Below are 26,230 nucleotides of genomic sequence, written 5' to 3' on the forward strand. Positions count from 1 at the left end.
ACAGACTAATAATCATGAGGTAACTAATAACACATATTTAACTTGTATTCTTAAACTGGTATAATAAATTTATGTTGAAATGAATATTGTATGACAGGGTATTCACTTTTATTAAAAGGTAAAAATTAAATAAAGGTTTTATAGAACGTATTTAAATATATGAGGAGTAAACAAATGGCTGATAGAACGAATAAAGAAATTAAAACAGGACGCTTTATTGCAACTGCATCAATCGTATTCTCAATATTGTTGATTATTCATTACTTTGTTTCGTTGGATAATGCGACTGCCAAAGCATTACTCAATTTAACGAATCAAAACACTTCAGATAAAGCGATAGATTACATTTTAAACAGCTTTAGATTCACTGGTATTATGTATATTTTGGCTTATCTAGCAGGCTTCATCACTTTTTGGAATCGACATACTTATGTGTGGTGGTTTATGTTTGCAGTTTATGTATCAAATAGTTTGTTTACGTTGATTAATTTATCAATCACAATTCAAGCAATAAAAGCTGCACACGGTGCGTACTTAACATTGCCAATTTTAATTGTTATTATAGGTTCGATTGCATTAGCGATTTATATGCTTGTTGTTTCTATCAAACGTAAAAGTACATTTAATCGCTAGAAAATTGATTTTAACAATAAAAATATGATATACTACTTGTCGTATATAAGGAACGGAGGACAATTTATGCATACATTTTTAATCGTATTATTAATCATTGATTGTATTGCATTAATAACTGTTGTACTACTCCAAGAAGGTAAAAGCAGTGGGCTTTCAGGTGCCATCAGTGGTGGTGCTGAGCAGTTATTCGGTAAACAAAAACAACGTGGCGTCGATTTATTCTTAAATAGATTAACAATTATTTTATCAATATTATTTTTTGTACTTATGATTTGCATAAGTTATCTTGGTATGTAAGGTCCGGCGATGTAAATGTCGGGCTTTTTTATTTATAATTAGAATAATAAAGGACTCATGTTCAATTATTAGAAACATATTGTTTAATTAAGTACGTTTGTTAATTGTGAAAAAGGAGCGTTAGATTTATGCAAATAAAGTTACCAAAGCCTTTCTTTTTTGAGGAAGGTAAACGTGCCGTGTTATTACTACATGGTTTTACAGGCAATTCGTCTGATGTTCGTCAATTAGGTCGATTTTTACAAAAGAAAGGTTATACATCGTATGCACCGCAATATGAAGGCCATGCAGCACCACCAGAAGAGATACTTCAATCAAGTCCTTTTGTTTGGTTTAAAGATGCCTTAGATGGCTATGACTACCTTGTTGAACAAGGTTATGATGAAATTGTTGTTGCTGGCTTGTCATTAGGTGGCGATTTTGCATTAAAATTAAGCTTAAATCGAGATGTAAAGGGTATTGTAACGATGTGTGCTCCTATGGGTGGCAAAACTGAAGGTGCCATTTATGAAGGCTTTTTAGAATATGCACGCAATTTTAAAAAGTATGAGGGTAAAGATCAAGAAACGATTGACAACGAAATGCATCATTTTAAACCAACTGAAACTTTAAAAGAATTAAGTGAAGCATTAGATACGATTAAAGATCAAGTTGATGAGGTGTTTGACCCAATTTTAGTGATTCAAGCAGAAAACGACAATATGATTGATCCACAATCCGCAAATTATATATATGAACATGTAGACTCTGACGAAAAAGATATCAAATGGTATAGTCAGTCAGGACATGTTATTACAATTGATAAAGAAAAAGAACAAGTTTTCGATGATATTTATCAATTTTTAGAGTCATTAGACTGGTCAGAATAAAAAGAGATTTTAACATTAGAAAGGAGGGGCATAATGAATTTAAAGCAATCAATAGAAGAGATTATTAATCAACCTGAATATGAACCTATGTCAGTGTCAGATTTTCAAGATGCATTAGGTTTAAGCAGTGCCGACTCGTTTAGAGATTTAATTAAGGTGCTTGTGGAGTTAGAACAATCAGGATTAATCGAACGTTCGAAAACAGATAGATACCAAAAAAAGCATAGTTCCAAAGGTCAATCGAAATTAATTAAAGGAACATTAAGTCAAAACAAAAAAGGTTTTGCTTTCCTAAGACCTGAAGACAAAGATATGGAAGATATATTTATTCCCCCAACGAAAATTAATCGTGCCTTGGATGGAGATACTGTTATTGTAGAAATCCATCAATCAAAAGGTGAGCATAAAGGTAAAATTGAAGGGGAAGTTAAGTCAATTGAGAAGCATTCAGTAACTCAAGTGGTTGGTACGTATAGTCAGGCTAGACATTTTGGTTTTGTCATTCCAGATGATAAACGAATTATGCAAGATATTTTCATTCCTAAAGGTCAAAGCTTAGGTGCAGTAGATGGTCACAAAGTATTAGTTCAAATTACTAAGTATGCTGACGGTTCAGATAATCCAGAAGGACATATTTCTGCTATTTTAGGACATAAAAATGATTCTGGCGTAGATATTTTATCTATTATCTATCAACATGGCATAGAAATTGAATTTCCTGATGAAGTGTTACAAGAAGCTGAAGCAACACCAGACAATATAGAAGATAGTGAAATTAAAGGACGTCATGATTTACGTAATGAATTGACCATCACTATTGATGGCGCGGATGCTAAAGACTTAGATGACGCAATTAGTGTTAAAAAGTTAGCGAACGGTAATACGCAATTAACTGTAAGTATTGCTGATGTCAGCTATTATGTAACAGAAGGTTCTGCATTGGATAAAGAGGCATATGATAGAGCTACTAGTGTATATCTTGTTGACCGTGTAATTCCAATGATTCCACATCGATTAAGTAATGGTATTTGTTCATTGAATCCTAATGTTGATCGTTTAACTTTAAGCTGTCGCATGGAAATCGATGATAGTGGTCGCGTTGTAAAACATGAAATCTTTGATAGTGTGATTCATTCTGATTATCGAATGACGTATGATGAGGTAAATCAGATTATTACTGAAAAGGATCCTACGATTCGAGAGCAGTATAATGAAATTACGCCTATGCTAGATTTAGCACAAGATTTATCAAATCGTTTAATTCAAATGAGAAAACGCCGTGGTGAAATTGATTTTGATATTAGCGAAGCGAAAGTACTAGTTAACGAAGATGGTATACCTACAGATGTTCAATTGAGACAACGTGGTGAAGGCGAACGTCTTATTGAGTCATTTATGTTAATTGCAAATGAAACAGTTGCTGAACATTTTAGTAAGTTAGATGTACCATTTATTTACCGAGTGCATGAGCAACCTAAATCAGATCGTTTAAGACAATTCTTTGATTTTATTACAAACTTTGGCATCATGATTAAGGGTACTGGCGAAGATATTCATCCAACAACACTTCAAAAGGTTCAAGAAGAAGTAGAAGGTCGACCTGAACAAATGGTCATTTCAACAATGATGTTACGTTCAATGCAACAAGCGCATTATGATGATGTGAACTTGGGACATTTTGGCTTATCAGCTGAATATTATACGCATTTTACATCACCAATTAGACGTTATCCTGATTTAACAGTTCATCGTTTAATCCGTAAGTATTTAATTGAGAAATCAATGGATAACAAAGAAGTGAAGCGTTGGGAAGACAAATTGCCTGAGTTAGCTGAACATACTTCTAAACGTGAACGTCGTGCTATTGAGGCAGAACGTGATACTGATGAATTGAAAAAAGCAGAATATATGATTCAACATATTGGTGATGAATTTGAAGGTATTGTCAGCTCAGTAGCTAACTTCGGTATGTTCATTGAATTGCCAAATACGATAGAGGGTATGGTTCATATTGCGAATATGACTGATGATTATTACCGTTTTGAAGAGCGTCAAATGGCATTAATTGGTGAGCGTCAAGCTAAAGTATTTAGAATTGGTGACACAGTTAAGGTTAAAGTGACGCATGTTGATGTAGATGAACGATTAATTGATTTTCAAATTGTAGGTATGCCTTTACCGAAAAATGATCGATCACAGCGCCCAGCGCGAGGTAAGACAATTCAAGCTAAAACGCGTGGTAAATCATTAGATAAATCGAAATCTGATGATAAAGGTCATAAGAAAAAAGGTAAGCAACGTAAAGGTAAAAATGAACGTAAAAATGACAAATCAGGAAACAGTAAATATAAGCCATTTTATAAAGATAAAAGTGTGAAAAAGAAAGCACGTCGTAAGAAAAAATAAGCAGCAATGAGGTGAGTATGAATGGCTAAGAAGAAATCACCAGGTACATTAGCGGAAAATCGTAAAGCTAGACATGATTATAATATTGAAGACACGATTGAAGCGGGAATTGTATTGCAAGGCACAGAAATAAAATCAATTCGCCGAGGTAGTGCTAACCTTAAAGATAGTTATGCGCAAGTTAAAAACGGTGAAATGTATTTGAATAATATGCATATAGCACCATACGAAGAAGGGAATCGTTTTAATCACGATCCTCTTCGTTCTCGAAAATTATTATTGCATAAGCGTGAAATCATTAAATTGGGTGACCAAACACGTGAGATTGGTTATTCGATTGTGCCGTTAAAACTTTATTTGAAGCATGGACATTGTAAAGTATTACTTGGTGTTGCACGAGGTAAGAAAAAATATGATAAACGTCAAGCTTTGAAAGAAAAAGCAGTCAAACGAGATGTTGCGCGAGATATGAAAGCCCGTTATTAAGCGATTTAGTTGCTTAATCGGGCTATATTTGATATAGTTATATGTGCTTTTGTAAATTACAAAAGTATGATTTGTTTGATTTATTATTTCGGGGGCGTTTCTGGATTCGACAGGGGTCCCCCGAGCTCATTAAGCGTGTCGGAGGGTTGTCTTCGTCATCAACACACACAGTTTATAATAACTGGCAAAACAAACAATAATTTCGCAGTAGCTGCCTAATCGCACTCTGCATCGCCTAACAGCATTTCCTATGTGCTGTTAACGCGATTCAACCTTAATAGGATATGCTAAACACTGCCGTTTGAAGTCTGTTTAGAAGAAACTTAATCAAGCTAGCATCATGTTGGTTGTTTATCACTTTTCATGATGCGAAACCTTTCGATAAACTACACACGTAGAAAGATGTGTATCAGGACCTCTGGACGCGGGTTCAAATCCCGCCGTCTCCATAAAAATATGCTTGGAAACCTTGATTTAATGGGGTTTTAATCTAGCAAGTGTCAAATATGTGTCAAGAAAATAATTTTCTGACACGTTGACCTTGCTCTTTTTTATGTTTTTTATCTTTTCTTGTGAGGAAGGTTAAATTAGCTGTGTACGTTGATATGATAGTATCTGCTTAGGTTCAAATTTTCATGAATGAATAATTAATACTTGTGTACATATAAGATTTTGCGTTAAGGGTTGAAAGAATGTGTGTCAAATAAGTGTCAAAAAAGTTGAGCTTTGAGTTTTAATATTGTTCATAAAAAGATTCTTTATATAAGATAATTCTTCATGCAAAACAACAAAAAAGAGTAGGCGAGCTACTCTTTTTTATTATATTTAACAATTAAATTAGTATGTCATTATGAGTGTAAGTAAGCTAATCTATAATGACAATAACAACAAAGATTATAACGTTGAATGCGAGCATTCATAAATTTATACTTCATTTAAAGCACTATCGTCATCTTTTTGCTTTTCTTTTTCTTTCTCTCGTTCTTGTTCTTTTTTGTACTCTTCTTCAAATTCTTTTTCTTTCTTTTCTACTTCTTCTCTTGTTTCCGCTCTATGAGAAAAATCTTCGGTTTTAAGTTTACTATATTTGAATGATTTAGAATCAACTGTTTTATCTTCTGAGTATTTATGGACATTTAAATTAATATTTCCATCACCTCTTAACTCATAGATAAACATGGCTTGTGCAGTTTTGCCTTTTTTAATTTGATCTTGGTTATGTTCTGTCCAATCTTTATATTTTTTATCACTTAATAGATAACCATCTCTTAATTTATTTACTGTATTTTTATCATCTTGAGTGATATTAATATAGTCATGAGAAATAGAAGATGGATTTAAATCTTTATCGTCTTTTTTAGCAGTAATTTCCATTTTAAAAGCGATATATTTCTTTTTCTCATCTTTTTCATTGATGATAAACGGTTCTTTTATTTTAGCTTCAAATTTGTCACTAACAATAGTATCGCCTTTAATTTTTATATCCATATTTTTTTTGCTTTTAAATTCTTTAAGTTCTTCATTTAATTCTTCATTGTCATTTTCTTTCTTTTTGTGACTAGTGCTCTCTTTTTTTGCACTATCTTGATGATGTCCACAAGCACCTAAGATAAGTGTACTTGCTAATAATATCCCCATTACTTTTTTCATTTAACATGTCTCCTTTATTTCGCAAAAATTTATTTTAAAAACTCTAAACGACTTATCGTTTTGAGTAATTAAACAAAGTTGATATTTTGTGAGATTCTAAGATGATATTAAATAATTCTTGTAATAATGATTCTATGTATTGTTGCAATAAATTAATGGAACTATAATTACTAATATTATATTACTTTTATTGATAGAAATATATTACTTTTTTAAAAAACTTGTAATATATCGAAAGATTTAAATGTAAAATTTTGATTTGTTAAGAAATTGCGTTTATAAAAATAAAAAAATCAACTTATTTGTATGAGATGAATATGTATTGAAGAAGATGTGTTATTAAATTGGAAAATACAGGTCAAAGATGGGAACTCTCAAAAGCGTTATTGTATTTTTTAGTCAATGCAAATAGATTTCCATAATAATAAACGTACTTGATGGTTAAAAAATTACTTAAGGCTATATAGCAAAACTTTTTATATGAGCAGTCGAATATAACGTTTAAAATGATTCTTTTTGGATATAAACGATTAAGTAAAATGATTTTTCAGTTTGAAATTAATCATATAAATATCTTAAGGGAAGGTTGATATCTTAATGATTAATATTATTTCAGCTTTAGGGTCTATTGGAACATTTATTATGGCTTTATTTTATTTTGTATCAGTTTCAGTTCAACTTTATCAAATGAAAATTAGCTTTCTGCCAGCTTTAGGTTTTAACCAAATTTTATTAGAAAGGGAGGGGGATCAACTTAATATAATGAATTCGGCAACAGATGAGCATCATCATAAAGATTATATTAAACTATATAATTTAGGTGGCGGTGCTGCTAAAAAAATTGCAATAGAGGTTTTATTGGGTAATGATAAAGTCATTCAGAAAAAATACGTGAATATTTTACCTAGTAAAGAAGGATACATGTTACCAATTAATAAAAATGTGTACGAAGAATTAGAAAGAACGATTGAGAATAATGGTTATGAAGCTGATTTGAATGTACGTATGACTTATTATCATAATGTAAGTCGCAAACAACAGGAAGTTATATTAAAAGGTCAAATCGACCGTTTTAATACTTATAATAATAAAGAAATTTATGATTTGCAGTTTATCTAAAAATTGATTTAAGAGGGTAGTTGTTTATTGCGAAAAATATCATTCAATTTTAATGAAATAATGGCGTCATTACTATAAAATATTACTTTATGTTGTAATGCATTTTTCTATAAGATAGAACTAAAAGGAGGGGCAAAGATGCAAATTAGACAAATACATCAACATGACTTTGCTCAAGTTGACCAGTTAATTAGAACGGCATTTGAAAATAGTGAACATGGTTATGGTAATGAATCAGAACTAGTAGACCAAATTCGTCTAAGTGATACGTATGACAATAACTTAGAATTAGTAGCTGTTCTTCAAAATGAAGTTGTAGGGCACGGTTTACTAAGTGAAGTTTATCTTGATAACGAGGCACAACGGGAAATTGGATTAGTGTTAGCACCTGTATCAGTTGATATTCATCATCAAAATAAAGGTATTGGGAAGCGATTAATTCAAGCATTAGAACGAGAAGCAATATTAAAAGGATATAATTTTATCAGTGTATTAGGATGGCCGACGTATTATGGCAATCTAGGATATCAACGCGCAAGTATGTACGATATTTATCCACCATATGATGGTATACCAGATGAAGCGTTTTTAATTAAAGAATTAAAAGTGAACAGTTTAGCGGGAAAAACAGGTACCATAAATTACACATCTGCTTTTGAAAAAATATGATTTCAAGCTAGGATTACATTAGGCAGAGTTCATATTAATAATACAAATTGCTTGCAATGAAATCGTGTGTTGTCGTTTGCAATTTTTAAAATAGCAATAAATAAAATGTTTGTTAGTAAAGTATTATTGTGGATAATAAAATGTCGATACAAATTAATTGCTATAATGCAATTTTAGTGTATAATTGCATTAATGGAGATTAAATATATCTTTAAAGGGTATATAGTTAATATAAAATGACTTTTTAAAAAGAGGGAATAAAATGAATATGAAGAAAAAAGAAAAACACGCAATTCGGAAAAAATCGATTGGCGTGGCTTCAGTGCTTGTAGGTACGTTAATCGGTTTCGGATTACTTAGCAGTAAAGAAGCAGATGCAAGTGAAAATAGTGTTACGCAATCTGATAGCGCAAGTAACGAAAGCAAAAGTAATGATTCAAGTAGCGTTAATGCTGCACCTAAAACAGACAACACAAACGTGAGTGATACTAAAACAACGTCAAACACTAATAATGGCGAAACGAGTGTGGCGCAAAATCCAGCACAACAGGAAACGATACAATCAGCATCAACAAATGCAACTACGGAAGAAACACCGGTAACTGGTGAAGCTACTACTACGGCAACGAAGCAAGCTAATACACCGGCAACAACTCAATCAAGCAATACAAATGCGGAGGAATTAGTGAATCAAACAAGTAATGAAACGACTTCTAATGATACTAATACAGTATCATCTGTAAATTCACCTCAAAATTCTACAAATGCGGAAAATGTTTCAACAACGCAAGATACTTCAACTGAAGCAACACCTTCAAACAATGAATCAGCTCCACAGAGTACAGATGCAAGTAATAAAGATGTAGTTAATCAAGCGGTTAATACAAGTGCGCCTAGAATGAGAGCATTTAGTTTAGCGGCTGTAGCTGCAGATGCACCGGCTGCTGGCACAGATATTACGAATCAGTTGACAGATGTGAAAGTTACTATTGACTCTGGTACGACTGTGTATCCGCACCAAGCAGGTTATGTCAAACTGAATTATGGTTTTTCAGTGCCTAATTCTGCTGTTAAAGGTGACACATTCAAAATAACTGTACCTAAAGAATTAAACTTAAATGGTGTAACTTCAACTGCTAAAGTGCCACCAATTATGGCCGGAGATCAAGTATTGGCAAATGGTGTAATCGATAGTGATGGTAATGTTATTTATACATTTACAGACTATGTAAATACTAAAGATGATGTTAAAGCAACTTTGACCATGCCCGCTTATATTGACCCTGAAAATGTTACAAAGACAGGTAATGTGACATTGGCTACTGGCATAGGTAGTACAACAGCAAACAAAACAGTATTAGTAGATTATGAAAAATATGGTAAGTTTTATAACTTATCTATTAAAGGTACAATTGACCAAATCGATAAAACAAATAATACGTATCGTCAGACAATTTATGTCAATCCAAGTGGAGATAACGTTATTGCGCCGGTTTTAACAGGTAATTTAAAACCAAATACGGATAGTAATGCATTAATAGATCAGCAAAATACAAGTATTAAAGTATATAAAGTAGATAATGCAGCTGATTTATCTGAAAGTTACTTTGTGAATCCAGAAAACTTTGAGGATGTCACTAATAGTGTGAATATTACATTCCCAAATCCAAATCAATATAAAGTAGAGTTTAATACGCCTGATGATCAAATTACAACACCGTATATTGTAGTTGTTAATGGTCATATTGATCCGAATAGCAAAGGTGATTTAGCTTTACGTTCAACTTTATATGGGTATGACTCAAGGTTTGTATGGAGATCTATGTCATGGGACAACGAAGTAGCATTTAATAACGGATCAGGTTCTGGTGACGGTATCGATAAACCAGTTGTTCCTGAACAACCTGATGAGCCTGGTGAAATTGAACCAATTCCAGAGGATTCAGATTCTGACCCAGGTTCAGATTCTGGTAGCGATTCTAATTCAGATAGCGGTTCAGATTCGGGTAGTGATTCTACATCAGATAGTGGTTCAGATTCAGCGAGCGATTCAGATTCAGCGAGCGATTCCGACTCAGACAGTGATTCAGATTCAGCGAGTGATTCAGATTCAGCAAGCGACTCAGACTCAGACAGCGACTCAGACTCAGATAGTGATTCCGACTCAGATAGCGACTCAGATTCCGATAGCGATTCCGACTCAGATAGCGACTCAGACTCAGACAGTGACTCGGATTCAGATAGCGATTCTGACTCAGACAGTGACTCGGATTCAGATAGCGATTCCGATTCAGATAGCGATTCTGACTCAGACAGCGATTCCGACTCAGATAGCGATTCAGATTCCGATAGTGACTCAGACTCAGCGAGCGATTCCGACTCAGACAGCGATTCCGATTCAGACAGTGACTCGGATTCAGATAGCGATTCTGACTCAGACAGCGACTCAGACTCAGACAGCGATTCAGATTCCGACAGTGATTCAGACTCAGACAGCGACTCAGATTCAGACAGCGACTCAGATTCAGCGAGTGATTCCGACAGTGACTTAGACTCAGATAGTGATTCCGATAGCGACTCAGACTCAGATAGCGATTCCGATTCAGCGAGCGATTCAGATTCAGATAGTGATTCAGATTCAGATAGTGATTCAGCTTCCGACAGCGACTCAGATTCAGCGAGTGATTCCGACTCAGGTAGTGACTCAGATTCATCAAGTGATTCAGACTCAAACAGTGCCTCTGATTCAGATAGTGACTCGGATTCAGCGAATGATTCAGATTCCGACAGCGACTCAGATTCAGCGAGTGATTCCGACTCAGGTAGTGACTCAGATTCAGCAAGTGATTCCGACTCAGATAGCGACTCAGATTCTGACAGTGACTCAGATTCAGCGAGTGATTCCGACTCAAACAGCGACTCAGATTCGGATAGCGATTCCGACTCAGATAGTGACTCAGATTCAGACAGCGATTCGGATTCAGCGAGTGATTCCGATTCTGATTCAACGAGTGACACAGGATCAGACAATGACTCCGACTCAGAAAGTGATTCAAATAGCGATTCAGACTCAGGTTCTAACAATAATGTAGTTCCGCCTAATTCACCTAAAAATGGTACTAATGCTTCTAATAAAAATGAAGCTAAAGATAGTAAAGAGCCATTACCAGATACAGGTTCTGAAGGTGAAGCGAATACGTCACTAATTTGGGGATTATTAGCATCATTAGGTTCATTACTACTTTTCAGAAGAAAAAAAGAAAATAAAGATAAGAAATAAGTAATAATGATATTAAATTAATCATATGATTCATGAAGAAGCCACCTAAAAAGGTGGCTTTTTTACTTGGGTTTTCCAAATATATTGTTTGAATATAATTAATAATTAATTCATCAACAGTTAATTATTTTAAAAAGGTAGATGTTATATAATTTGGCTTGGCGAAAAAATAGGGTGTAAGGTAGGTTGTTAATTAGGGAAAATTAAGGAGAAAATACAGTTGAAAAATAAATTGCTAGTTTTATCATTGGGAGCATTATGTGTATCACAAATTTGGGAAAGCAATCGTGCGAGTGCAGTGGTTTCTGGGGAGAAGAATCCATATGTATCTGAGTCTTTGAAGCTGACTAATAATAAAAATAAATCTAGAACAGTAGAAGAGTATAAGAAAAGCTTGGATGATTTAATATGGTCCTTTCCAAACTTAGATAATGAAAGATTTGATAATCCTGAATATAAAGAAGCTATGAAAAAATATCAACAGAGATTTATGGCTGAAGATGAGGCTTTGAAGAAATTTTTTAGTGAAGAGAAAAAAATAAAAAATGGAAATACTGATAATTTAGATTATCTAGGATTAACTCATGAAAGATATGAAAGTGTATTTAATACTTTGAAAAAACAAAGTGAGGAGTTCTTAAAAGAAATTGAAGATATAAAAAAAGATAACCCTGAATTGAAAGACTTTAATGAAGAGGAGCAATTAAAGTGCGACTTAGAATTAAACAAATTAGAAAATCAGATATTAATGTTAGGTAAAACATTTTATCAAAACTATAGAGATGATGTTGAAAGTTTATATAGTAAGTTAGATTTAATTATGGGATATAAAGATGAAGAAAGAGCAAATAAAAAAGCAGTTAACAAAAGGATGTTAGAAAATAAAAAAGAAGACTTAGAAACCATAATTGATGAATTTTTTAGTGATATAGATAAAACAAGACCTAATAATATTCCTGTTTTAGAAGATGAAAAACAAGAAGATAAAAATCATAAAAATATGGCTCAATTAAAATCTGACACTGAAGCAGCAAAAAGTGATGAATCAAAAAGAAGCAAGAGAAGTAAAAGAAGTTTAGATTCTCAAAATTATAAATCTGCTTCACAAGAAGTAACTGCAGAGCAAAAAGCTGAATATGAAAAAAGAGCTGAAGAAAGAAAAGCAAGATTTCTAGATAGACAAAAAAGTAAAAAAGAACCGGTTGTATCATTAGAATATGATTTTGAACACAAGCAACGTTTTAATAACGCAAATGAAAAACAACTTGTTGTTTCTGCACCAACAAAGAAACCAACATCACCGACTACGTATACTGAAACAACGACACAGGTACCAATGCCTACAGTTGAGCGTCAAACTCAGCAACAAATCGTTTACAAAGCACCAAAACAATTGGCTGGATTAAATGGTGAAAGTCATGATTTCACAACAACGCATCAATCACCAACTACTTCAAATCACACGCATAATCATCTTATTGAATTTGAAGAAACATCTGCTTTACCTGGTAGAAAGACGGGTTCATTGGTTGGTTTGAGTCAAATCGATTCATCTCATTTAACTGAACGTGAAAAACGTGTGATTAAGCGTGAACATGTTAGGGAAGCTCAGAAATTAGTTGAAAACTATAAAGATACACATAGTTATAAAGACCGTTTGAATGCCCAACAAAAAGTAAATACTTTAAGTTCAGGTCATCAAAAACGTTTTAATAAACAAATCAATAAAGTATATAATGGCAAATAATATTAATGTATGGCTGCAAAGCAAATAATGAGTTTGCCGTAAAAATAACAACATTTTAAACTAGCAATAAATAATATCAAAGTCGTCATTTCAATGATGCAATCTAGTATAGTCCACATTCTAAACAGGTGTGGACTATTACTTTTTTCACTTTATATTACAAAAAAATTATTATGCTTAACTATCAATATCAATAATTAATTTTAAGCTGAAAAACAATAAAAATGTTAAGACAACGTTTACTTCAAGTTAATTATTATACTGAAAATTCTGGTATATAATGCTGTTAGTGAATATAACAGGAAAATTACATTGGTTATAATATTGAGTCTATATAAAGGAGAAATAACAGATGAAAAAGAAATTATTCGTTTTAACTATGAGCACGCTATTTGCTACACAACTTATCAATTCAAATCACGCTAATGCATCAACAGAAAGTGTTGATAAAAACTTTGTAGTTCCAGAATCAGGTATTAATAAAATTATTCCAGCTTACGATGAATTTAAGAGTGCACCAAAAGTAAATGTTGGAAGTTTAGCTGACAACAAAAACTTTGTAGCTTCTGAAGATAAATTGAATAAGATTGCAGATCCATCGGCAGCTAGTAAAATTGTAGATAAAAACTTTGCCGTACCAGAATCAAAGTTAGGAAACATTGTACCAGAGTACAAAGAAATCAATAATCGCGTGAATGTAGCAACAAACAATCCAGCTTCACAACAAGTTGATAAGCATTTTGTTGCTAAAGGCCCAGAAGTAAATAGATTTATTACGCAAAACAAAGTAAACCACCACTTCATTACTACGCAAACCCACTACAAGAAAGTTATTACTTCATACAAATCAACACATGTACATAAACATGTAAATCATGCAACGGATTCTATTAATAAACACTTTATTGTTAAACCATCAGAAGCACCTAGATATACACACCCATCTCAATCTCTAATGATAAATCATTATTTTGCAGTGCCTGGATATCACGCGCATAAATTTATAACACCAGGGCATGCTAGCATTAAAATTAATCACTTTTGTGTTGTGCCACAAATAAATAGTTTCAAGGTAATTCCACCATATGGTCACAATTCACATCGTATGCATGTACCAAGTTTTCAAAATAATACAACAGCAACACATCAAAATGCTAAAGTAAATAAAGCATATGACTATAAATACTTCTATTCTTATAAAGTAGTTAAAGGTGTGAAGAAATATTTCTCATTTTCACAATCAAATGGTTATAAAATTGGTAAACCATCATTAAATATCAAAAATGTAAATTATCAATATGCTGTTCCAAGTTATAGCCCTACACACTACGTTCCTGAATTTAAGGGTAGCATACCAGCACCACGAGTATAAAAATTGGCACTAAGTTTACGAGATATGATAAATACCTATTATTTTAAATATAGTCTACAATCTATGTGGTTGTAGGCTGTATTTTTTTACGCTAAGTGATATACATCTATCAACAAATTATTTCGCATTTCTACTTTGAAAGTTGAATAGTAACATAATCTTAAATAATCATTTTATTAATTAATATAAATATAAGACTCAAAATAATAGTTAATAGTTTGTTTATCGCAAGTTAATTATTGTTTCTAAAATATTGGTATATAATTTTCAATGGCGAAGAAAACAGGGTAAAAAAGTCGGTTTTTTAAATCAAAGCAAATAAGGGAGCATAAACAAATGAAAAGGAAAGTACTAGTACTAACAATGAGTGTTATTTGTGCAACTCAATTATGGCATTCTAATCACGCAAACGCATTAGTGACAGAGAGTGGCGCAAATGATACTAAGCAATTTACCGAAATTGTATCGGAAGAGAAAGTTATAACAGTTGAACATGCTCAAATTAATATTTTTAAATCTAATAGCAATTCAAACCTGATGGAGTTCAACATATTGACAATGGGCGGTAAATCAGGAGCTATGGTTGGTTATAGTGAAATTGACTCATCACATTTCACAGACCGTGACAAACGCGTTATTAGACGTGATCATGTTAAAGAAGCACAAAGCTTAATTAACGATTATAAAGATACACAAAGCTATGAAGATCTCGCTAAGGCAACTGCAAAAGTAAGTACACTTAGTCAGTCTCACCAAAATTATTTAAATAAACAAATTGATAAAGTGAATAATAAAATAGAGAAAACTGAAAAACGCTAATCCAAAGTAAATTATAAGTTATACATCTCGTTTTTAAATGACAATTTATCCCCGTAAATATAATAAATAATCTTTTCAAATTCCGCATAGATATAGAGACGCTAATAAACCTCTTTGTCTCGATATGAAAGTCTGCAACGATTCATGTTGTAGGCTTTTTAATTTTACAAATAAGGCTAAATATATAAGTTCTGACACCTAAAATATAGAAAATACATAAAAGTAAGTATAGTTATTTTATTATAATTATTAAATTTTTATTAATTAATTGTAAAAATGTAGAATTATAATTAATTAACGTTTAATATTAAAATTAACTAAAAAGAAAGAGGTGTTAGTTATGACAGAATACTTATTAAGTGCTGGCATATGTATGGCAATTGTTTCAATATTACTTATAGGGATGGCTATCAGTAATGTTTCGAAAGGGCAATACGCAAAGAGGTTTTTCTTTTTCGCTACTAGTTGCTTAGTGTTAACTTTAGTTGTAGTTTCAAGTCTAAGTAGCTCAGCAGATGCATCACAAACAGATAACGGCGTAAATAGAAGTGGTTCTGAAGATCCAACAGTATATAGTGCAACTTCAACTAAAAAATTACATAAAGAACCTGCGACATTAATTAAAGCGATTGATGGTGATACGGTTAAATTAATGTACAAAGGTCAACCAATGACATTTAGACTATTATTGGTTGATACACCTGAAACAAAGCATCCTAAAAAAGGTGTAGAGAAATATGGTCCTGAAGCAAGTGCATTTACGAAAAAAATGGTAGAAAATGCAAAGAAAATTGAAGTCGAGTTTGACAAAGGTCAAAGAACTGATAAATATGGACGTGGCTTAGCGTATATTTATGCTGATGGAAAAATGGTAAACGAAGCTTTAGTTCGTCAAGGCTTGGCTAAAGTTGCTTATGTTTATAAACCTAACAATACACATGAACAACTTTTAAGAAAAAGTGAAGCACAAGCGAAAAAAGAGAAATTAAATATTTGGAGCGAAGACAACGCTGATTCAGGTCAATAATGCTCATTGTAAAAGTGTCACTGCTGCTAGTGGCACTTTTACAATTTTTAGATCACGTTCTGATTTATTATCAAATCAGAATTAAAAAAGTAAATGGTATCAAAAGCAAGTGTATTTAATATTAGAAAATAAAAATTTTAAATTTAGTATTTAAATGGAATATTACTATATATTTCAATGTGTATTATCACAGAAAATAAAATAATGCTTTACTTCTATATTTAAAAGTGTATAATGAAAGTTAAGTAATAAAGAGCGTGAAGAAAAATGTGAGTTATTTATATAGAATATTCTCCTTTTCATTTATGAATTTGTTACAAAATATTTAGTGCAAAAGCACGACGGAGGTATTCAATATGAATAACGGTACAGTTAAATGGTTTAATGCAGAAAAAGGTTTTGGTTTCATCGAAAGAGAAGATGGTAGCGACGTATTCGTACACTTCTCAGCAATCGCTGAAGATGGATACAAATCATTAGAAGAAGGCCAAAAAGTTGAATTCGACATCGTTGAAGGCGACCGTGGCGAGCAAGCTGCAAACGTAGTTAAAATGTAATTTTAACTTATTCAAACAGTCCTTATTATAGGGCTGTTTTTTTATGCTTTAAATCGATAGCAGTTGGTGTGGTAAAAGCACTAGCTGTTATTTTTTTGTCCAATAAATTTAGGTGGAGATCTAACAATATATAATGGTTCTAAAATAAATCGAACTGATGGAAAAGTTTTTTACTTTTCATCTGTCCGACTTTTGATTTTGAATATAAAAAAAGCGCCAATACAGAACTTTAATAATGACGAGAATTAAAGTCTGTATATGGCGATAACAAGAAGTAATGTTAAACACTCAAAATGTTTAACAATAATAGGATACCACATCGCATAATATCTTACTACTTAATTAATAATTTAACTAATCAACTTTTTGTTAATTTTTTATTAAGACTGATTAATTATTGAGAATATTTATTGTTTTTAAAATCTCATAATAATTCAGTAATCTTGTTTTCATTTAAAAGTCGAAACATTAAAATAATTAAATAAAAATATTGCGTTTAATTTACAGCATCAAATATACTTATTTCTAATGCTTTGAGGTCTACTGAAACAAGTAGAGAATGATCGATGTTACTAACATTGCCATTCTCCAAATCTATTTCTGTGAGTATTTGGAAGCTACCATTAGGCAACGGTTTAACAATAGACAATTGCTTTTCCGCTTGTTGTATCAAAAAAGGTTTTGTAGATTGATTATTAATATGCCATTCACTCATGTATGTTTTTCACTCCTGTTTTAAAATAGGCTTAGAAAGTTTATAGTTGAGACATTCATGTTCAACCAAAATTTTGTTCAAATTCAATAAATGTCTTGTTTAAAATGGAAATATTGTAAATGTTATCGTCCAAAACTTCACCAGTTAAGTATTTGTTTTGAATTAAAATTTGGCAGTTAGTTAAGAAGTCTTGATAATCACGATCGCAAAAATAGTTTTCACGTGCATCTTTAGCATCGCCAAAAAAGTTAGCGACTATTTCTGTTTCTCCATTATTCGAACGTTCAATATATAATTTGTAAAATTTAGCTATTGTATACTTTTGTTCTTTAGTTAGTTCATTCAAAATATTGGGCCTCCTGAAATACCATTTGTAATCTATACCCAATTTATTGCAAAACACAAACTAATTTAACTATTTGATGAAACTGTATTAATAAGCTTTAACAAGCCTTAGTTTGTATGGATCTATAAAATTATCTTTAATTGCATAGGGTGAAATAATATGTAGTCCATAACTTTTAACTGATTTTTCACTTACACCAAATTTATAAGCTTGATAGATAATTTTAGTACAATACGTAAATTTTTTGCTGTTCAAATTTAATGTAACTAGATAACGATGATTTGTATTTTCATAGTTTTTCTTAACCCAGTCAGCCGCTTTTTTACCTGCACCAGGATAGCTGCAACGATAAACTTTCATCCAATCATTTTTGCCACTTGCATAATTATATTTAAAAGATTCGAAGGATTGTGTAGTTGGTTTGTCGCCAGGCCCCTCAATTTGTAAAATCGTTTTATCATCAATCGCGATACTACAATGACCAAAAAATCCCCACATGACAGGGCCTTTTGTAATAATAATATCACCAGGTTGTAATTGGAATTTGTCATCTTGAATTTCTGAATACTTATTATCTGCAATTGTTTTTGGTGAGTTTAGAGGGGATACGACAACGAATAATATAAGTAAAATTATCGTTCGTTTAATATAGTTCACTTAAAAGCTCCTTGTTGAAGAAATATATGTAAATAGTCTTAAATTAGAATTGTAATCTTTAATAAGTTTGTAAGACTAAAACATATCTTAAATATTAAAGTATGAGAGTGTGAAATGTCTATTAAGAATAAAAAACAGTCTAAAACATCTTTGAGACGTTTCAGACTGGATATAAATTGAATTTCATTTATAGTACACCAAATATAAATGTGTATATTAAAATAGCGAATCCGAAAATATAGAGAATGACAGTGAAACTTAAATAGGATTCTTTTTTAGATTCTTTGCCAGTTTTTTTCATTAATACGAGTATAAACGTAGCGGCAACTAAGAAAATTAATGCTAGCCAAAACAGAATTGCAAAATGTAAAGACATGTCAAACCCTCCTTATATACCGTAATTATTAACCTATAAAACTATAAAAAATAGGATAAATGTAATAGAGAACGAGTACGATATTTATAAAAAATAATATTTCACTTAACCAGTTTTTAGTTATCATTGCAATGGTAAAGGATACAATGAGTATCACACCACAAATGATAATACCAGGCAGGAGCCAACATAAATCATCTAAATCTTTATTATATGTGATTAAAATATTAAAGATAACAAAAGTGGTAGTAATAACTATATTGATAGCATTTAACAAAATGTTATTCATGATTGACACCTACTAGTATAAAAATAGCTTCTTAATAAATATGATAACACTATTTTCCAATAGGTAAATAAAAAGTATAGTTATTTTTAAAATATTATTTGTAGAATGCTAAAGTTTATTAATTCAAACAAGTGAGCATATATAGGGGTGTATAGTATTAATATGAAAAGAATATTTACATACTAAAAACCCTTAAAGTTGTACAATTCGTTAATATTTTTAGAATCAGATAACAAAAAAATGTGCAAAATCACTTTTGCACATTTACAAATACTAGTTTTCTGATAAGATTAATAATAACACTTTAAATAGCGCTTAATAAATGAAGGGGGCAAGTCTTATGACGTTTTACAATTTCATCATGGGTTTTCAAAATGATAACACACCATTTGGTATATTGGCCGAACACGTTAGTGAAGATAAAGCATTCCCTCGATTAGAAGAAAGACACCAAGTAATTAGAGCATATGTGATGTCTAATTACACAGATCATCAATTAATTGAAACTACAAATAGAGCTATTAGCTTATATATGGCAAATTAATTTGAGTAGTACCAATTATGATGTATTAGTGCATCCCAAATATCTTTTGTTTTAAAGTTTATTTCATCATTTCTTATCGAAAATGGTGTAATAATGTCTTTATCTAACCAAGTGTTTATAAGTTCATTTGGTACACCATCTAACAACATTTCACTTTTACTAATTATAAAACATTCCCAGTCAAGTGAAACATTTTGTGGATTCACATAATTACATTGATTATGATTATCCATAAACACTCACTCCTTTAAAATTCTGTACTCTTCATTGCGTTTTACCCCGTCACATTATCTTTTAAACTAAAATCATCATTACTTATGAAAAAAATGTACATCAAAAGCAAAGGTTTTCGCTACCGAAAAAGTTTAAATAATGGTTTAATATATTTGGTACTCATTTTAATAAAAAGAGAATACATTTTGAGCTATCAATACTTTTTATTGAAGAGGTGTTATTGTTGGCTAAAACGTTATATTTAATGCGCCACGGACAAACTTTGTTTAATTTTAAGGGACTAATTCAGGGATTTGGAGATTCGCCGCTAACAGAACTTGGAATTGCTCAAGCTCAAAAGGCACGTAGTTATTATGAAACTAAGGGGATAAACTTCGATTTATATGCATCATCAACGCAAGAACGCGCAAGTGACACACTTGAAAATGTTGCACCTAACCATTCGTATCAACGTTTTAAGGGACTAAAGGAATGGCATTTTGGATTATTTGAAGGTGAGTCAGTCTATCTATTTGATAATCTATACAAGCCTGAGGACTTATTCGGAGATCGAATTGTTCCTTTCAAAGGAGAGGCAAGGCAACAAGTTGAAGATCGCATTGTGAAAACTTTACATGACATTATGTCTCAAACAAAGAATAATGCATTAGTCGTGAGTCATGGAACAATAATGAGAGTATTTTTAAGATATTGCCTTAAACTAGATGAAGCATTAAAGCATAATATCGGTAATTGTAATATCTTGAAATTTGAATATGACAATGGAACATTTAAATTTGTTGAGTTAATTGATCCAAATTTATAATAAATAAAGCGTTATACATAGACACAAGTATGTCTTTTGTATAACGCTTTTAAAATACAACTATATAACGCTTTAGAATATTAATTGAATAAGTTTTTGTAATATCATCAGAGCGACAATAATAATTATTATACTTGATATTTTATTGATTATTGTTAATAATTTTCCGGTTTTATCAATTGATCCAACCATTTTTCCTAAAATTGCGAGTAAAAAGAACCATAACCATGAAACGCTAATACAAGCGATTGTAAACGCAATTTTATTGCTGCCACTATATAATGCAGCACTACTACCAATTACACCAATTGTATCTAAAATAGCATGTGGATTGAGTAATGAAACCGATAAAGCAAAACTTACTTGTTTCATTGGAGACATAATTTGAGCTTCTCCATCTGTTGAGGGTTTATCATGCCAAATGGTCCAAGCCATATACATCAAGAAAATTAAACCAACTATATAAATAATTGCTTGAAGTACAGGTAAAGACATAATAATGATAGATACTCCTACCACTGCAATAATAATAAGTAAGCTGTCTGACAACCCGGCTGTAATTATTGCAGGCAATACATATCTATATTTTGGTTGATTAGCTCCTTGGTTAAAAATAAATACATTTTGTGCACCTAAAGGCAAAATTAGACCTATCGCTAAGATAAATCCATGAATAATTGCGGTTAACATTAAGTTTTGACACCCCTAAAAAATAGAATATTCTGAAAAAAACTTATTGATATCATACCAAATAAAAAACAACTACTCAATAGTAGAGTAGTTGTATGAAAAATAGATTAATATATGATTTGAATTTATGAGAAATGTAGAATATATAAAACTGTATTACTTATTAATCAAATCATAAAAAAGCCAATGTTCATCGAAATAGGTATTTCCGATTTTAATTGCATTTTTCTCAAAACCAAGAATGTCGAATCCTAGTGCACTATAGAAAACTTTAGCACCTATGTTGTTTGACACAATTGATGTAAGTAAAGATTCGTAATTGTTCTGCCGTGCATAATTAATAATGAAATTAATGAGCTCGCTATTAATCGATTTATCGTTATTAGTAACAAAGTTGTATTTAATTAATGATTTATGTTCTTTTCCAACGTATCGAATTTGTTCTAAGGCAGCTGTTGCGATAAGTGCTTCGTTTTCATAACAGCCAAATACAATACATTTCGGTGAACCTTGATTTAAAATGTCATGTATTAAGGTGTCAGTCATTGTTTGACTATAATGTGAATCTTGAGTGAATTCCTCATTGACTGTCGAAACAAGTCTCTTATACTCATTAAAATCATTATTCGTTAATGTTTTAATTTCAATCATTACTGACCTCCTTAATCATTATTGAGAAAGATTTTGTACTAAAAAAATTTCTTAATTACATATTAAAATGTTTATTAAAATTTTGCAATCATTGATTTATATGCACATTCTTGTAAATGGATTATCAATTTAATTATATTTATTTTTAAGTTCAGGGAATTATGGAATTGGTTATTGGTCGACACTGGACTTTTATTTGTAGACGGAATGCGAAGAAGTCAAGCCAGTATTGGAACCGGTCACATTTATGATGACTAAGGGACAATTATTTTCAGTTAAATATTGCTAGAAATTTCAATCACGATTAGAAAAAATAACCAACCAAAAATTTTTGGTTGGCAAATTTGAATTTTATGTGAATTTTATTAATAACGTTGAATAATCTCTTTAAGTTAATGCTAATCTACAACATTTACATTTAAATCGACATTAATATTTCCTTGAGTCGCTTTTGAATATGGACAAAATTCATGAGACATTTGTAAATATTTTTCAGCTTCTTCTTGAGATATAACATTTTTAATTGTCGCATCAATTGAAACACTTAATTTAGGACTTTCTGAGTCTGGATCATCTTCTAGTCTCACTGTTAGTGTTACTTCTGGATGAGCATCACGCACTTTGTTTTGCTTTAAAATTAGGTCGAAGGCACCGTTGAAGCAAGATGCATAACCTGCTGCAAATAATTGTTCGGGGTTAGTAGCTTTACCATCTGCTTGAGCAGGCGGAACTATATCAATATCTAATGCTCGATCATCAGTATAAACATGTCCTTTACGTCCGCCAACATTCGTCGCTTTAGTTTCATAATGTATTGCCATTCTTATAACCTCCTAATTTAAAATACATTTATGCTTTACCCATTAGAAAATACCTTAATCATATTCATTTATAGCATTGTTTGATTGAAGGATAAAAAGTTGTTGTTTACAATAAAAATAATGAGTATCTGAAATGAGGGATTTACTATGACACATGTGGAAGTAGTTGCGACTATCGCGCCACAATTATATATCGAAGAAACTTTAATTCAAAAAATTAATCATCGTATTGATGCAATAGACGTATTAGAATTACGAATTGATCAAATTGAAAATGTCACAGTTGATCAAGTGGCAGAAATGATTACAAAGCTGAAGGTTATGCAAGATTCATTTAAATTATTGGTTACGTATCGTACAAAGTTACAAGGTGGCTATGGGCAATTTACAAATGACTTGTATCTTAATTTAATATCAGACTTAGCAAATATCAATGGCATAGATATGATTGATATAGAATGGCAAGCAGATATTGACATTGAAAAACATCAACGAATCATTACACATTTGCAACAATATAATAAAGAGGTGGTTATATCACATCATAATTTCGAAAGTACGCCTCCATTAGATGAATTGCAATTTATATTTTTTAAAATGCAAAAGTTCAACCCAGAATACGTTAAATTAGCAGTAATGCCACATAATAAAAATGATGTGTTAAATTTATTGCAGGCAATGTCTACATTTTCAGATACTATGGACTGTAAAGTTGTTGGTATTTCAATGTCTAAACTTGGACTAATAAGTAGAACGGCTCAAGGCGTTTTTGGTGGTGCGTTGACTTATGGTTGTATCGGAGAACCACAAGCTCCAGGACAGATTGATGTTACTGATTTAAAAGCGCAAGTGACTTTATACTAATAAAATGAATTAGGTTGCTTTTGTGTAAGTGCTGTCTTATAATTGAGAAGTATTATCATTGTTCGTGGAGGAGCGATTTTAGATGGAATTACAACAAGCAATAGCTAATAGAAGAAGTGTGAAAAAATTTAAAAGAGATATGCACATAGATGACGCATTGCTATATCAAGCAATTGAGAAAGCTGCTGATGCTCCAAATCACGGAATGAGGGAACCATGGAGAGTTGTGCATGTTCCGAAAGACAGATTAGGAGATATGAGTAAGGATATTTCTAAATTTGCATTTCCTAACGAATTAGATAAGCAACAATGTCATTATGATGCAGTAACGAAACTAGGTGGCATGTTATTGCTTATTTTAAAAACAGATCCAAGACAACGTCAAAATGATGAAAACTACTTTGCATTTGGTGCATATGCACAAAATCTTATGTTGTTACTTTATGAAGCGGGGATAGGTACATGTTGGAAATCGCCATTATATATCTATGATCCTAAAGTAAGAAAAACACTTGGTATAAAGAAAGATGAAGTTCTTGCTGGATTCTTATATTTAACGGATTTAGAAGAAGATATGCCTAAAGCACCACGTAAAAATAGAAACTTAATTACATTATATTAATATGTATAATTATAGAAACATTAATAAAAGCTGAGACATGAATTGATGGACATCTATCGAGTTAGAGATTTAATCTAATTTACTAGAGTCGGTACAATCACAGTCTCAGCTTTTTATTGTGCAGTATATACACATTTGTATTTTAGTATTTATTTAAAAGTTTCTGCTAAAAATGATTCAACTTGTTCAGGTGACTTAGCATTTGCTGAATGAAGGTGTGCAATTTTGTCGCCGTTTTTAAATACTAGCAAGCTAGGGATACCCATAACTTCATTTTCAACAACTACATCTTCTAATTCATCACGATTAACAGTATACCATTGGTAATCATTATACTGTTCTACGATTGGGTCAATCCATAAATCCATAGCACGACAGTCTGGGCACCATCCTGCCTCAAATTTAACAATTACAGGTGTATCGCTATTAATTACAGATTTAAATGATTCATTACTTTTGATTGCTTGCATTATAACAACTCCTCTAGATAGTTTAATAATTTTTATTATAGCTAAATTTATATCATAATAAAAAATTTTAGCTTCAAAATGAAAGCCTTTTGCTATGGAAAATGATATATTTATTTTAAATACATAAAGGAGGTTGCAGTCGTATGATTAAATTTTACCAATATAAGAATTGTACAACTTGTAAAAAGGCAGCAAAGTTTTTAGATGAATATGGCGTAAGTTATGAACCAATTGATATCGTTCAACATACACCTACAATAAATGAATTTAAAACAATAATTGCAAATACAGGCGTAGAAATTAATAAATTGTTTAATACACACGGCGCGAAATATCGTGAGCTTGATTTGAAAAATAAATTACAAACTTTATCAGATGATGAAAAGTTAGAGTTGTTATCATCTGATGGTATGTTAGTAAAGCGTCCTCTAGCAGTAATGGGCGATAAGATAACATTAGGATTTAAAGAAGATCAATATAAAGAGACTTGGTTAGCGTAAGTATAATGTAAACGCTTACTAAATATCTCGATATTTAGATTCATTACATGTAAAATGAAATAAGCTATACAATTGTTAATTTTTATAAATATAGTTGAATAGCATCTAGCCTTATGGCATCATTAATGATGTAAAGATTAATTAGGAGGGGATTCTCTTGGCAGTACCAAATGAATTGAAATATTCAAAAGAGCATGAATGGGTTAAGGTTGAAGGTAATGTAGCAACAATTGGAATCACAGAATACGCACAAAGCGAGTTAGGTGATATTGTTTTTGTTGAATTACCAGAAACAGATGATGAAATTAATGAAGGGGATACGTTTGGTAGCGTAGAATCAGTTAAAACTGTATCAGAATTATATGCACCAATCTCTGGTAAAGTAGTTGAAGTCAACGAAGAACTAGAAGATAGTCCCGAATTTGTAAATGAATCTCCATACGAAAAAGCATGGATGGTAAAAGTAGAAATTAGTGATGAAAGTCAGCTTGAAGCTTTATTAACAGCTGAAAAATATTCAGAAATGATTGGTGAATAATCACCGTGTAACTCCTTAATCTAAGATTGAGGAGTTTATTTTTAGTCTGATTAAGTAAATAATATGAAAGAAAATTTATTAGGCACTATTATTTGGAGTATTGCTACATTTTATTATTCAAGAATGATGAAAATAATGAATTTAGCTATTTTAAAAATAAAAATTGGGGGAAGT

30 protein-coding genes, 1 other RNA gene and 1 pseudogene are annotated in these 26,230 nt (G+C 31.5%); 21 read left to right on the top strand and 11 right to left on the bottom strand.

Annotated features, from left to right (window positions below; genetic code table 11):
* The first annotated feature begins 174 nt into the window (after window positions 1-174).
* The 6 genes from IDG45_RS06210 (at window position 175) to ssrA (ending at window position 5,146) form a co-directional block, all read left to right on the top strand.
* Entirely contained in the window at window positions 175-633 is a 459-nt protein-coding gene (locus IDG45_RS06210) for a hypothetical protein (RefSeq protein ID WP_000785251.1), read from the top strand.
* A gap of 66 nt (window positions 634-699) precedes the next feature.
* On the top strand, window positions 700-933 hold the full coding sequence (gene secG, locus IDG45_RS06215) for a preprotein translocase subunit SecG (protein WP_000556760.1): 234 nt from the start codon (window positions 700-702) through the stop codon (window positions 931-933).
* 128 nt (window positions 934-1,061) lie between these two features.
* Complete coding sequence (gene fphH, locus IDG45_RS06220) at window positions 1,062-1,802, top strand: fluorophosphonate-binding serine hydrolase FphH (protein WP_001165970.1); 741 nt, start codon at window positions 1,062-1,064, stop codon at window positions 1,800-1,802.
* 33 nt (window positions 1,803-1,835) lie between these two features.
* The gene (gene rnr / locus IDG45_RS06225; protein ID WP_001050035.1) at window positions 1,836-4,208 is read left to right on the top strand and encodes a ribonuclease R; all 2,373 of its coding nucleotides are present in this window, start codon (window positions 1,836-1,838) and stop codon (window positions 4,206-4,208) included.
* 21 nt (window positions 4,209-4,229) lie between these two features.
* Complete coding sequence (gene smpB / locus IDG45_RS06230) at window positions 4,230-4,694, top strand: SsrA-binding protein SmpB (protein ID WP_001085185.1); 465 nt, start codon at window positions 4,230-4,232, stop codon at window positions 4,692-4,694.
* A gap of 90 nt (window positions 4,695-4,784) precedes the next feature.
* Window positions 4,785-5,146, top strand: a transfer-messenger RNA (tmRNA) gene (gene ssrA, locus IDG45_RS06235).
* Window positions 5,147-5,618: 472 nt separating this feature from the next.
* Here ssrA and IDG45_RS06240 read toward each other — a convergent pair.
* Window positions 5,619-6,344 carry a DUF5067 domain-containing protein gene (locus tag IDG45_RS06240; RefSeq protein ID WP_000757409.1) on the bottom strand — a complete coding sequence of 242 codons (726 nt, stop codon included), beginning with the start codon at window positions 6,342-6,344 and terminating at the stop codon, window positions 5,619-5,621.
* Window positions 6,345-6,778: 434 nt separating this feature from the next.
* Between IDG45_RS06240 and IDG45_RS06245 the strand changes: the two are divergent.
* The 9 genes and pseudogenes from IDG45_RS06245 (at window position 6,779) to IDG45_RS06285 (ending at window position 16,934) form a co-directional block, all read left to right on the top strand.
* Window positions 6,779-6,934, top strand: a pseudogene (locus IDG45_RS06245) (hypothetical protein).
* 7 nt (window positions 6,935-6,941) lie between these two features.
* The gene (locus tag IDG45_RS06250) at window positions 6,942-7,463 is read left to right on the top strand and encodes a hypothetical protein (protein ID WP_000608194.1); all 522 of its coding nucleotides are present in this window, start codon (window positions 6,942-6,944) and stop codon (window positions 7,461-7,463) included.
* Window positions 7,464-7,601: 138 nt separating this feature from the next.
* A complete protein-coding gene (locus IDG45_RS06255; RefSeq protein WP_001167168.1) occupies window positions 7,602-8,132 on the top strand; it encodes a GNAT family N-acetyltransferase in 531 nt (176 codons plus the stop codon).
* Between the two features lie 262 nt (window positions 8,133-8,394).
* Window positions 8,395-11,412 (top strand): MSCRAMM family adhesin clumping factor ClfA, encoded by a 3,018-nt coding sequence (gene clfA / locus IDG45_RS06260; protein WP_070015734.1) that lies wholly within the window; start codon window positions 8,395-8,397, stop codon window positions 11,410-11,412.
* Between the two features lie 220 nt (window positions 11,413-11,632).
* The gene (gene vwb, locus IDG45_RS06265; RefSeq protein ID WP_031927538.1) at window positions 11,633-13,159 is read left to right on the top strand and encodes a von Willebrand factor binding protein Vwb; all 1,527 of its coding nucleotides are present in this window, start codon (window positions 11,633-11,635) and stop codon (window positions 13,157-13,159) included.
* Between the two features lie 352 nt (window positions 13,160-13,511).
* Window positions 13,512-14,531 (top strand): extracellular matrix protein-binding adhesin Emp, encoded by a 1,020-nt coding sequence (emp, locus tag IDG45_RS06270; protein ID WP_000727723.1) that lies wholly within the window; start codon window positions 13,512-13,514, stop codon window positions 14,529-14,531.
* Window positions 14,532-14,867: 336 nt separating this feature from the next.
* Window positions 14,868-15,350: a hypothetical protein gene (locus IDG45_RS06275; protein ID WP_000824492.1), complete on the top strand. Its 483-nt coding sequence runs from the start codon at window positions 14,868-14,870 to the stop codon at window positions 15,348-15,350.
* Window positions 15,351-15,690: 340 nt separating this feature from the next.
* The gene (locus IDG45_RS06280) at window positions 15,691-16,377 is read left to right on the top strand and encodes a thermonuclease family protein (RefSeq protein ID WP_000141556.1); all 687 of its coding nucleotides are present in this window, start codon (window positions 15,691-15,693) and stop codon (window positions 16,375-16,377) included.
* Between the two features lie 356 nt (window positions 16,378-16,733).
* Window positions 16,734-16,934, top strand: coding sequence for a cold-shock protein (locus IDG45_RS06285; protein ID WP_001059082.1), 201 nt, complete (start codon window positions 16,734-16,736; stop codon window positions 16,932-16,934).
* Window positions 16,935-17,430: 496 nt separating this feature from the next.
* On the opposite strand, the gene IDG45_RS06290 is transcribed toward IDG45_RS06285, so the two are convergent.
* From IDG45_RS06290 to tsaA, 5 genes are all read right to left on the bottom strand, one after another.
* Entirely contained in the window at window positions 17,431-17,649 is a 219-nt protein-coding gene (locus tag IDG45_RS06290) for a hypothetical protein (protein WP_000005883.1), read from the bottom strand.
* Window positions 17,650-17,710: 61 nt separating this feature from the next.
* Window positions 17,711-17,995 carry a hypothetical protein gene (locus IDG45_RS06295; protein WP_001004397.1) on the bottom strand — a complete coding sequence of 95 codons (285 nt, stop codon included), beginning with the start codon at window positions 17,993-17,995 and terminating at the stop codon, window positions 17,711-17,713.
* 87 nt (window positions 17,996-18,082) lie between these two features.
* On the bottom strand, window positions 18,083-18,652 hold the full coding sequence (gene lnsA / locus IDG45_RS06300; RefSeq protein ID WP_001106659.1) for a lipoprotein N-acylation protein LnsA: 570 nt from the start codon (window positions 18,650-18,652) through the stop codon (window positions 18,083-18,085).
* Window positions 18,653-18,839: 187 nt separating this feature from the next.
* Window positions 18,840-19,028, bottom strand: a complete 189-nt coding sequence (gene tsaT / locus IDG45_RS06305; RefSeq protein ID WP_000052076.1) for a type II toxin-antitoxin system toxin TsaT — start codon at window positions 19,026-19,028, stop codon at window positions 18,840-18,842.
* Between the two features lie 28 nt (window positions 19,029-19,056).
* On the bottom strand, window positions 19,057-19,317 hold the full coding sequence (gene tsaA, locus IDG45_RS06310) for a type II toxin-antitoxin system antitoxin TsaA (protein WP_001059690.1): 261 nt from the start codon (window positions 19,315-19,317) through the stop codon (window positions 19,057-19,059).
* A gap of 340 nt (window positions 19,318-19,657) precedes the next feature.
* Between tsaA and IDG45_RS06315 the strand changes: the two genes are divergently transcribed.
* Window positions 19,658-19,861: a sterile alpha motif-like domain-containing protein gene (locus tag IDG45_RS06315; protein WP_000145163.1), complete on the top strand. Its 204-nt coding sequence runs from the start codon at window positions 19,658-19,660 to the stop codon at window positions 19,859-19,861.
* Here the strand turns inward: IDG45_RS06315 and IDG45_RS06320 are convergent.
* The gene (locus IDG45_RS06320) at window positions 19,858-20,094 is read right to left on the bottom strand and encodes a hypothetical protein (protein ID WP_000368687.1); all 237 of its coding nucleotides are present in this window, start codon (window positions 20,092-20,094) and stop codon (window positions 19,858-19,860) included. The genes IDG45_RS06315 and IDG45_RS06320 overlap by 4 nt on opposite strands.
* 224 nt (window positions 20,095-20,318) lie before the next feature.
* Between IDG45_RS06320 and IDG45_RS06325 the strand changes: the two genes are divergently transcribed.
* A complete protein-coding gene (locus IDG45_RS06325; RefSeq protein WP_001140692.1) occupies window positions 20,319-20,900 on the top strand; it encodes a histidine phosphatase family protein in 582 nt (193 codons plus the stop codon).
* A 72-nt stretch (window positions 20,901-20,972) separates the two neighbouring features.
* Here IDG45_RS06325 and IDG45_RS06330 read toward each other — a convergent pair whose 3' ends face one another.
* From IDG45_RS06330 to IDG45_RS06340, 3 genes are all read right to left on the bottom strand, one after another.
* A complete protein-coding gene (locus tag IDG45_RS06330; RefSeq protein ID WP_000954354.1) occupies window positions 20,973-21,590 on the bottom strand; it encodes a LysE/ArgO family amino acid transporter in 618 nt (205 codons plus the stop codon).
* Window positions 21,591-21,746: 156 nt separating this feature from the next.
* Complete coding sequence (locus tag IDG45_RS06335) at window positions 21,747-22,241, bottom strand: GNAT family N-acetyltransferase (protein WP_000569881.1); 495 nt, start codon at window positions 22,239-22,241, stop codon at window positions 21,747-21,749.
* Between the two features lie 398 nt (window positions 22,242-22,639).
* On the bottom strand, window positions 22,640-23,062 hold the full coding sequence (locus IDG45_RS06340) for an organic hydroperoxide resistance protein (RefSeq protein ID WP_031927537.1): 423 nt from the start codon (window positions 23,060-23,062) through the stop codon (window positions 22,640-22,642).
* Window positions 23,063-23,209: 147 nt separating this feature from the next.
* On the opposite strand from IDG45_RS06340, the gene aroD reads away from it, so the two are divergent.
* Window positions 23,210-23,926 (top strand): type I 3-dehydroquinate dehydratase, encoded by a 717-nt coding sequence (gene aroD, locus IDG45_RS06345; RefSeq protein WP_031927536.1) that lies wholly within the window; start codon window positions 23,210-23,212, stop codon window positions 23,924-23,926.
* 82 nt (window positions 23,927-24,008) lie between these two features.
* Window positions 24,009-24,548 carry a nitroreductase family protein gene (locus IDG45_RS06350; protein ID WP_000422908.1) on the top strand — a complete coding sequence of 180 codons (540 nt, stop codon included), beginning with the start codon at window positions 24,009-24,011 and terminating at the stop codon, window positions 24,546-24,548.
* Between the two features lie 149 nt (window positions 24,549-24,697).
* On the opposite strand, the gene IDG45_RS06355 is transcribed toward IDG45_RS06350, so the two are convergent.
* Entirely contained in the window at window positions 24,698-25,018 is a 321-nt protein-coding gene (locus tag IDG45_RS06355) for a thioredoxin family protein (RefSeq protein ID WP_001147955.1), read from the bottom strand.
* Between the two features lie 143 nt (window positions 25,019-25,161).
* Between IDG45_RS06355 and IDG45_RS06360 the strand changes: the two genes are divergently transcribed.
* A complete protein-coding gene (locus IDG45_RS06360) occupies window positions 25,162-25,518 on the top strand; it encodes an arsenate reductase family protein (RefSeq protein ID WP_000589549.1) in 357 nt (118 codons plus the stop codon).
* A 157-nt stretch (window positions 25,519-25,675) separates the two neighbouring features.
* Window positions 25,676-26,056 carry a glycine cleavage system protein GcvH gene (gene gcvH, locus IDG45_RS06365; RefSeq protein WP_000290491.1) on the top strand — a complete coding sequence of 127 codons (381 nt, stop codon included), beginning with the start codon at window positions 25,676-25,678 and terminating at the stop codon, window positions 26,054-26,056.
* Window positions 26,057-26,230: the final 174 nt, after the last annotated feature.

The organism is Staphylococcus sp. EG-SA-10, assembly GCF_017151945.1.
Classification (GTDB): Bacteria; Bacillota; Bacilli; order Staphylococcales; family Staphylococcaceae; genus Staphylococcus; species Staphylococcus aureus.

Coding starts and splice junctions, on each gene's coding strand:
- IDG45_RS06280 (WP_000141556.1), top strand. CDS start 15,691: ATGACAGAATACTTATTAAGTGCTGGCATATGTATGGCAATTGTTTCA.
- IDG45_RS06360 (WP_000589549.1), top strand. CDS start 25,162: ATGATTAAATTTTACCAATATAAGAATTGTACAACTTGTAAAAAGGCA.
- IDG45_RS06285 (WP_001059082.1), top strand. CDS start 16,734: ATGAATAACGGTACAGTTAAATGGTTTAATGCAGAAAAAGGTTTTGGT.
- smpB (WP_001085185.1), top strand. CDS start 4,230: ATGGCTAAGAAGAAATCACCAGGTACATTAGCGGAAAATCGTAAAGCT.
- rnr (WP_001050035.1), top strand. CDS start 1,836: ATGAATTTAAAGCAATCAATAGAAGAGATTATTAATCAACCTGAATAT.
- IDG45_RS06320 (WP_000368687.1), bottom strand. CDS start 20,094: ATGGATAATCATAATCAATGTAATTATGTGAATCCACAAAATGTTTCA.
- IDG45_RS06315 (WP_000145163.1), top strand. CDS start 19,658: ATGACGTTTTACAATTTCATCATGGGTTTTCAAAATGATAACACACCA.
- fphH (WP_001165970.1), top strand. CDS start 1,062: ATGCAAATAAAGTTACCAAAGCCTTTCTTTTTTGAGGAAGGTAAACGT.
- IDG45_RS06335 (WP_000569881.1), bottom strand. CDS start 22,241: ATGATTGAAATTAAAACATTAACGAATAATGATTTTAATGAGTATAAG.
- IDG45_RS06240 (WP_000757409.1), bottom strand. CDS start 6,344: ATGAAAAAAGTAATGGGGATATTATTAGCAAGTACACTTATCTTAGGT.
- tsaA (WP_001059690.1), bottom strand. CDS start 19,317: ATGAATAACATTTTGTTAAATGCTATCAATATAGTTATTACTACCACT.
- IDG45_RS06340 (WP_031927537.1), bottom strand. CDS start 23,062: ATGGCAATACATTATGAAACTAAAGCGACGAATGTTGGCGGACGTAAA.
- emp (WP_000727723.1), top strand. CDS start 13,512: ATGAAAAAGAAATTATTCGTTTTAACTATGAGCACGCTATTTGCTACA.
- tsaT (WP_000052076.1), bottom strand. CDS start 19,028: ATGTCTTTACATTTTGCAATTCTGTTTTGGCTAGCATTAATTTTCTTA.
- IDG45_RS06255 (WP_001167168.1), top strand. CDS start 7,602: ATGCAAATTAGACAAATACATCAACATGACTTTGCTCAAGTTGACCAG.
- secG (WP_000556760.1), top strand. CDS start 700: ATGCATACATTTTTAATCGTATTATTAATCATTGATTGTATTGCATTA.
- IDG45_RS06290 (WP_000005883.1), bottom strand. CDS start 17,649: ATGAGTGAATGGCATATTAATAATCAATCTACAAAACCTTTTTTGATA.
- clfA (WP_070015734.1), top strand. CDS start 8,395: ATGAATATGAAGAAAAAAGAAAAACACGCAATTCGGAAAAAATCGATT.
- aroD (WP_031927536.1), top strand. CDS start 23,210: ATGACACATGTGGAAGTAGTTGCGACTATCGCGCCACAATTATATATC.
- IDG45_RS06250 (WP_000608194.1), top strand. CDS start 6,942: ATGATTAATATTATTTCAGCTTTAGGGTCTATTGGAACATTTATTATG.
- IDG45_RS06330 (WP_000954354.1), bottom strand. CDS start 21,590: ATGTTAACCGCAATTATTCATGGATTTATCTTAGCGATAGGTCTAATT.
- IDG45_RS06275 (WP_000824492.1), top strand. CDS start 14,868: ATGAAAAGGAAAGTACTAGTACTAACAATGAGTGTTATTTGTGCAACT.
- IDG45_RS06210 (WP_000785251.1), top strand. CDS start 175: ATGGCTGATAGAACGAATAAAGAAATTAAAACAGGACGCTTTATTGCA.
- IDG45_RS06350 (WP_000422908.1), top strand. CDS start 24,009: ATGGAATTACAACAAGCAATAGCTAATAGAAGAAGTGTGAAAAAATTT.
- IDG45_RS06355 (WP_001147955.1), bottom strand. CDS start 25,018: ATGCAAGCAATCAAAAGTAATGAATCATTTAAATCTGTAATTAATAGC.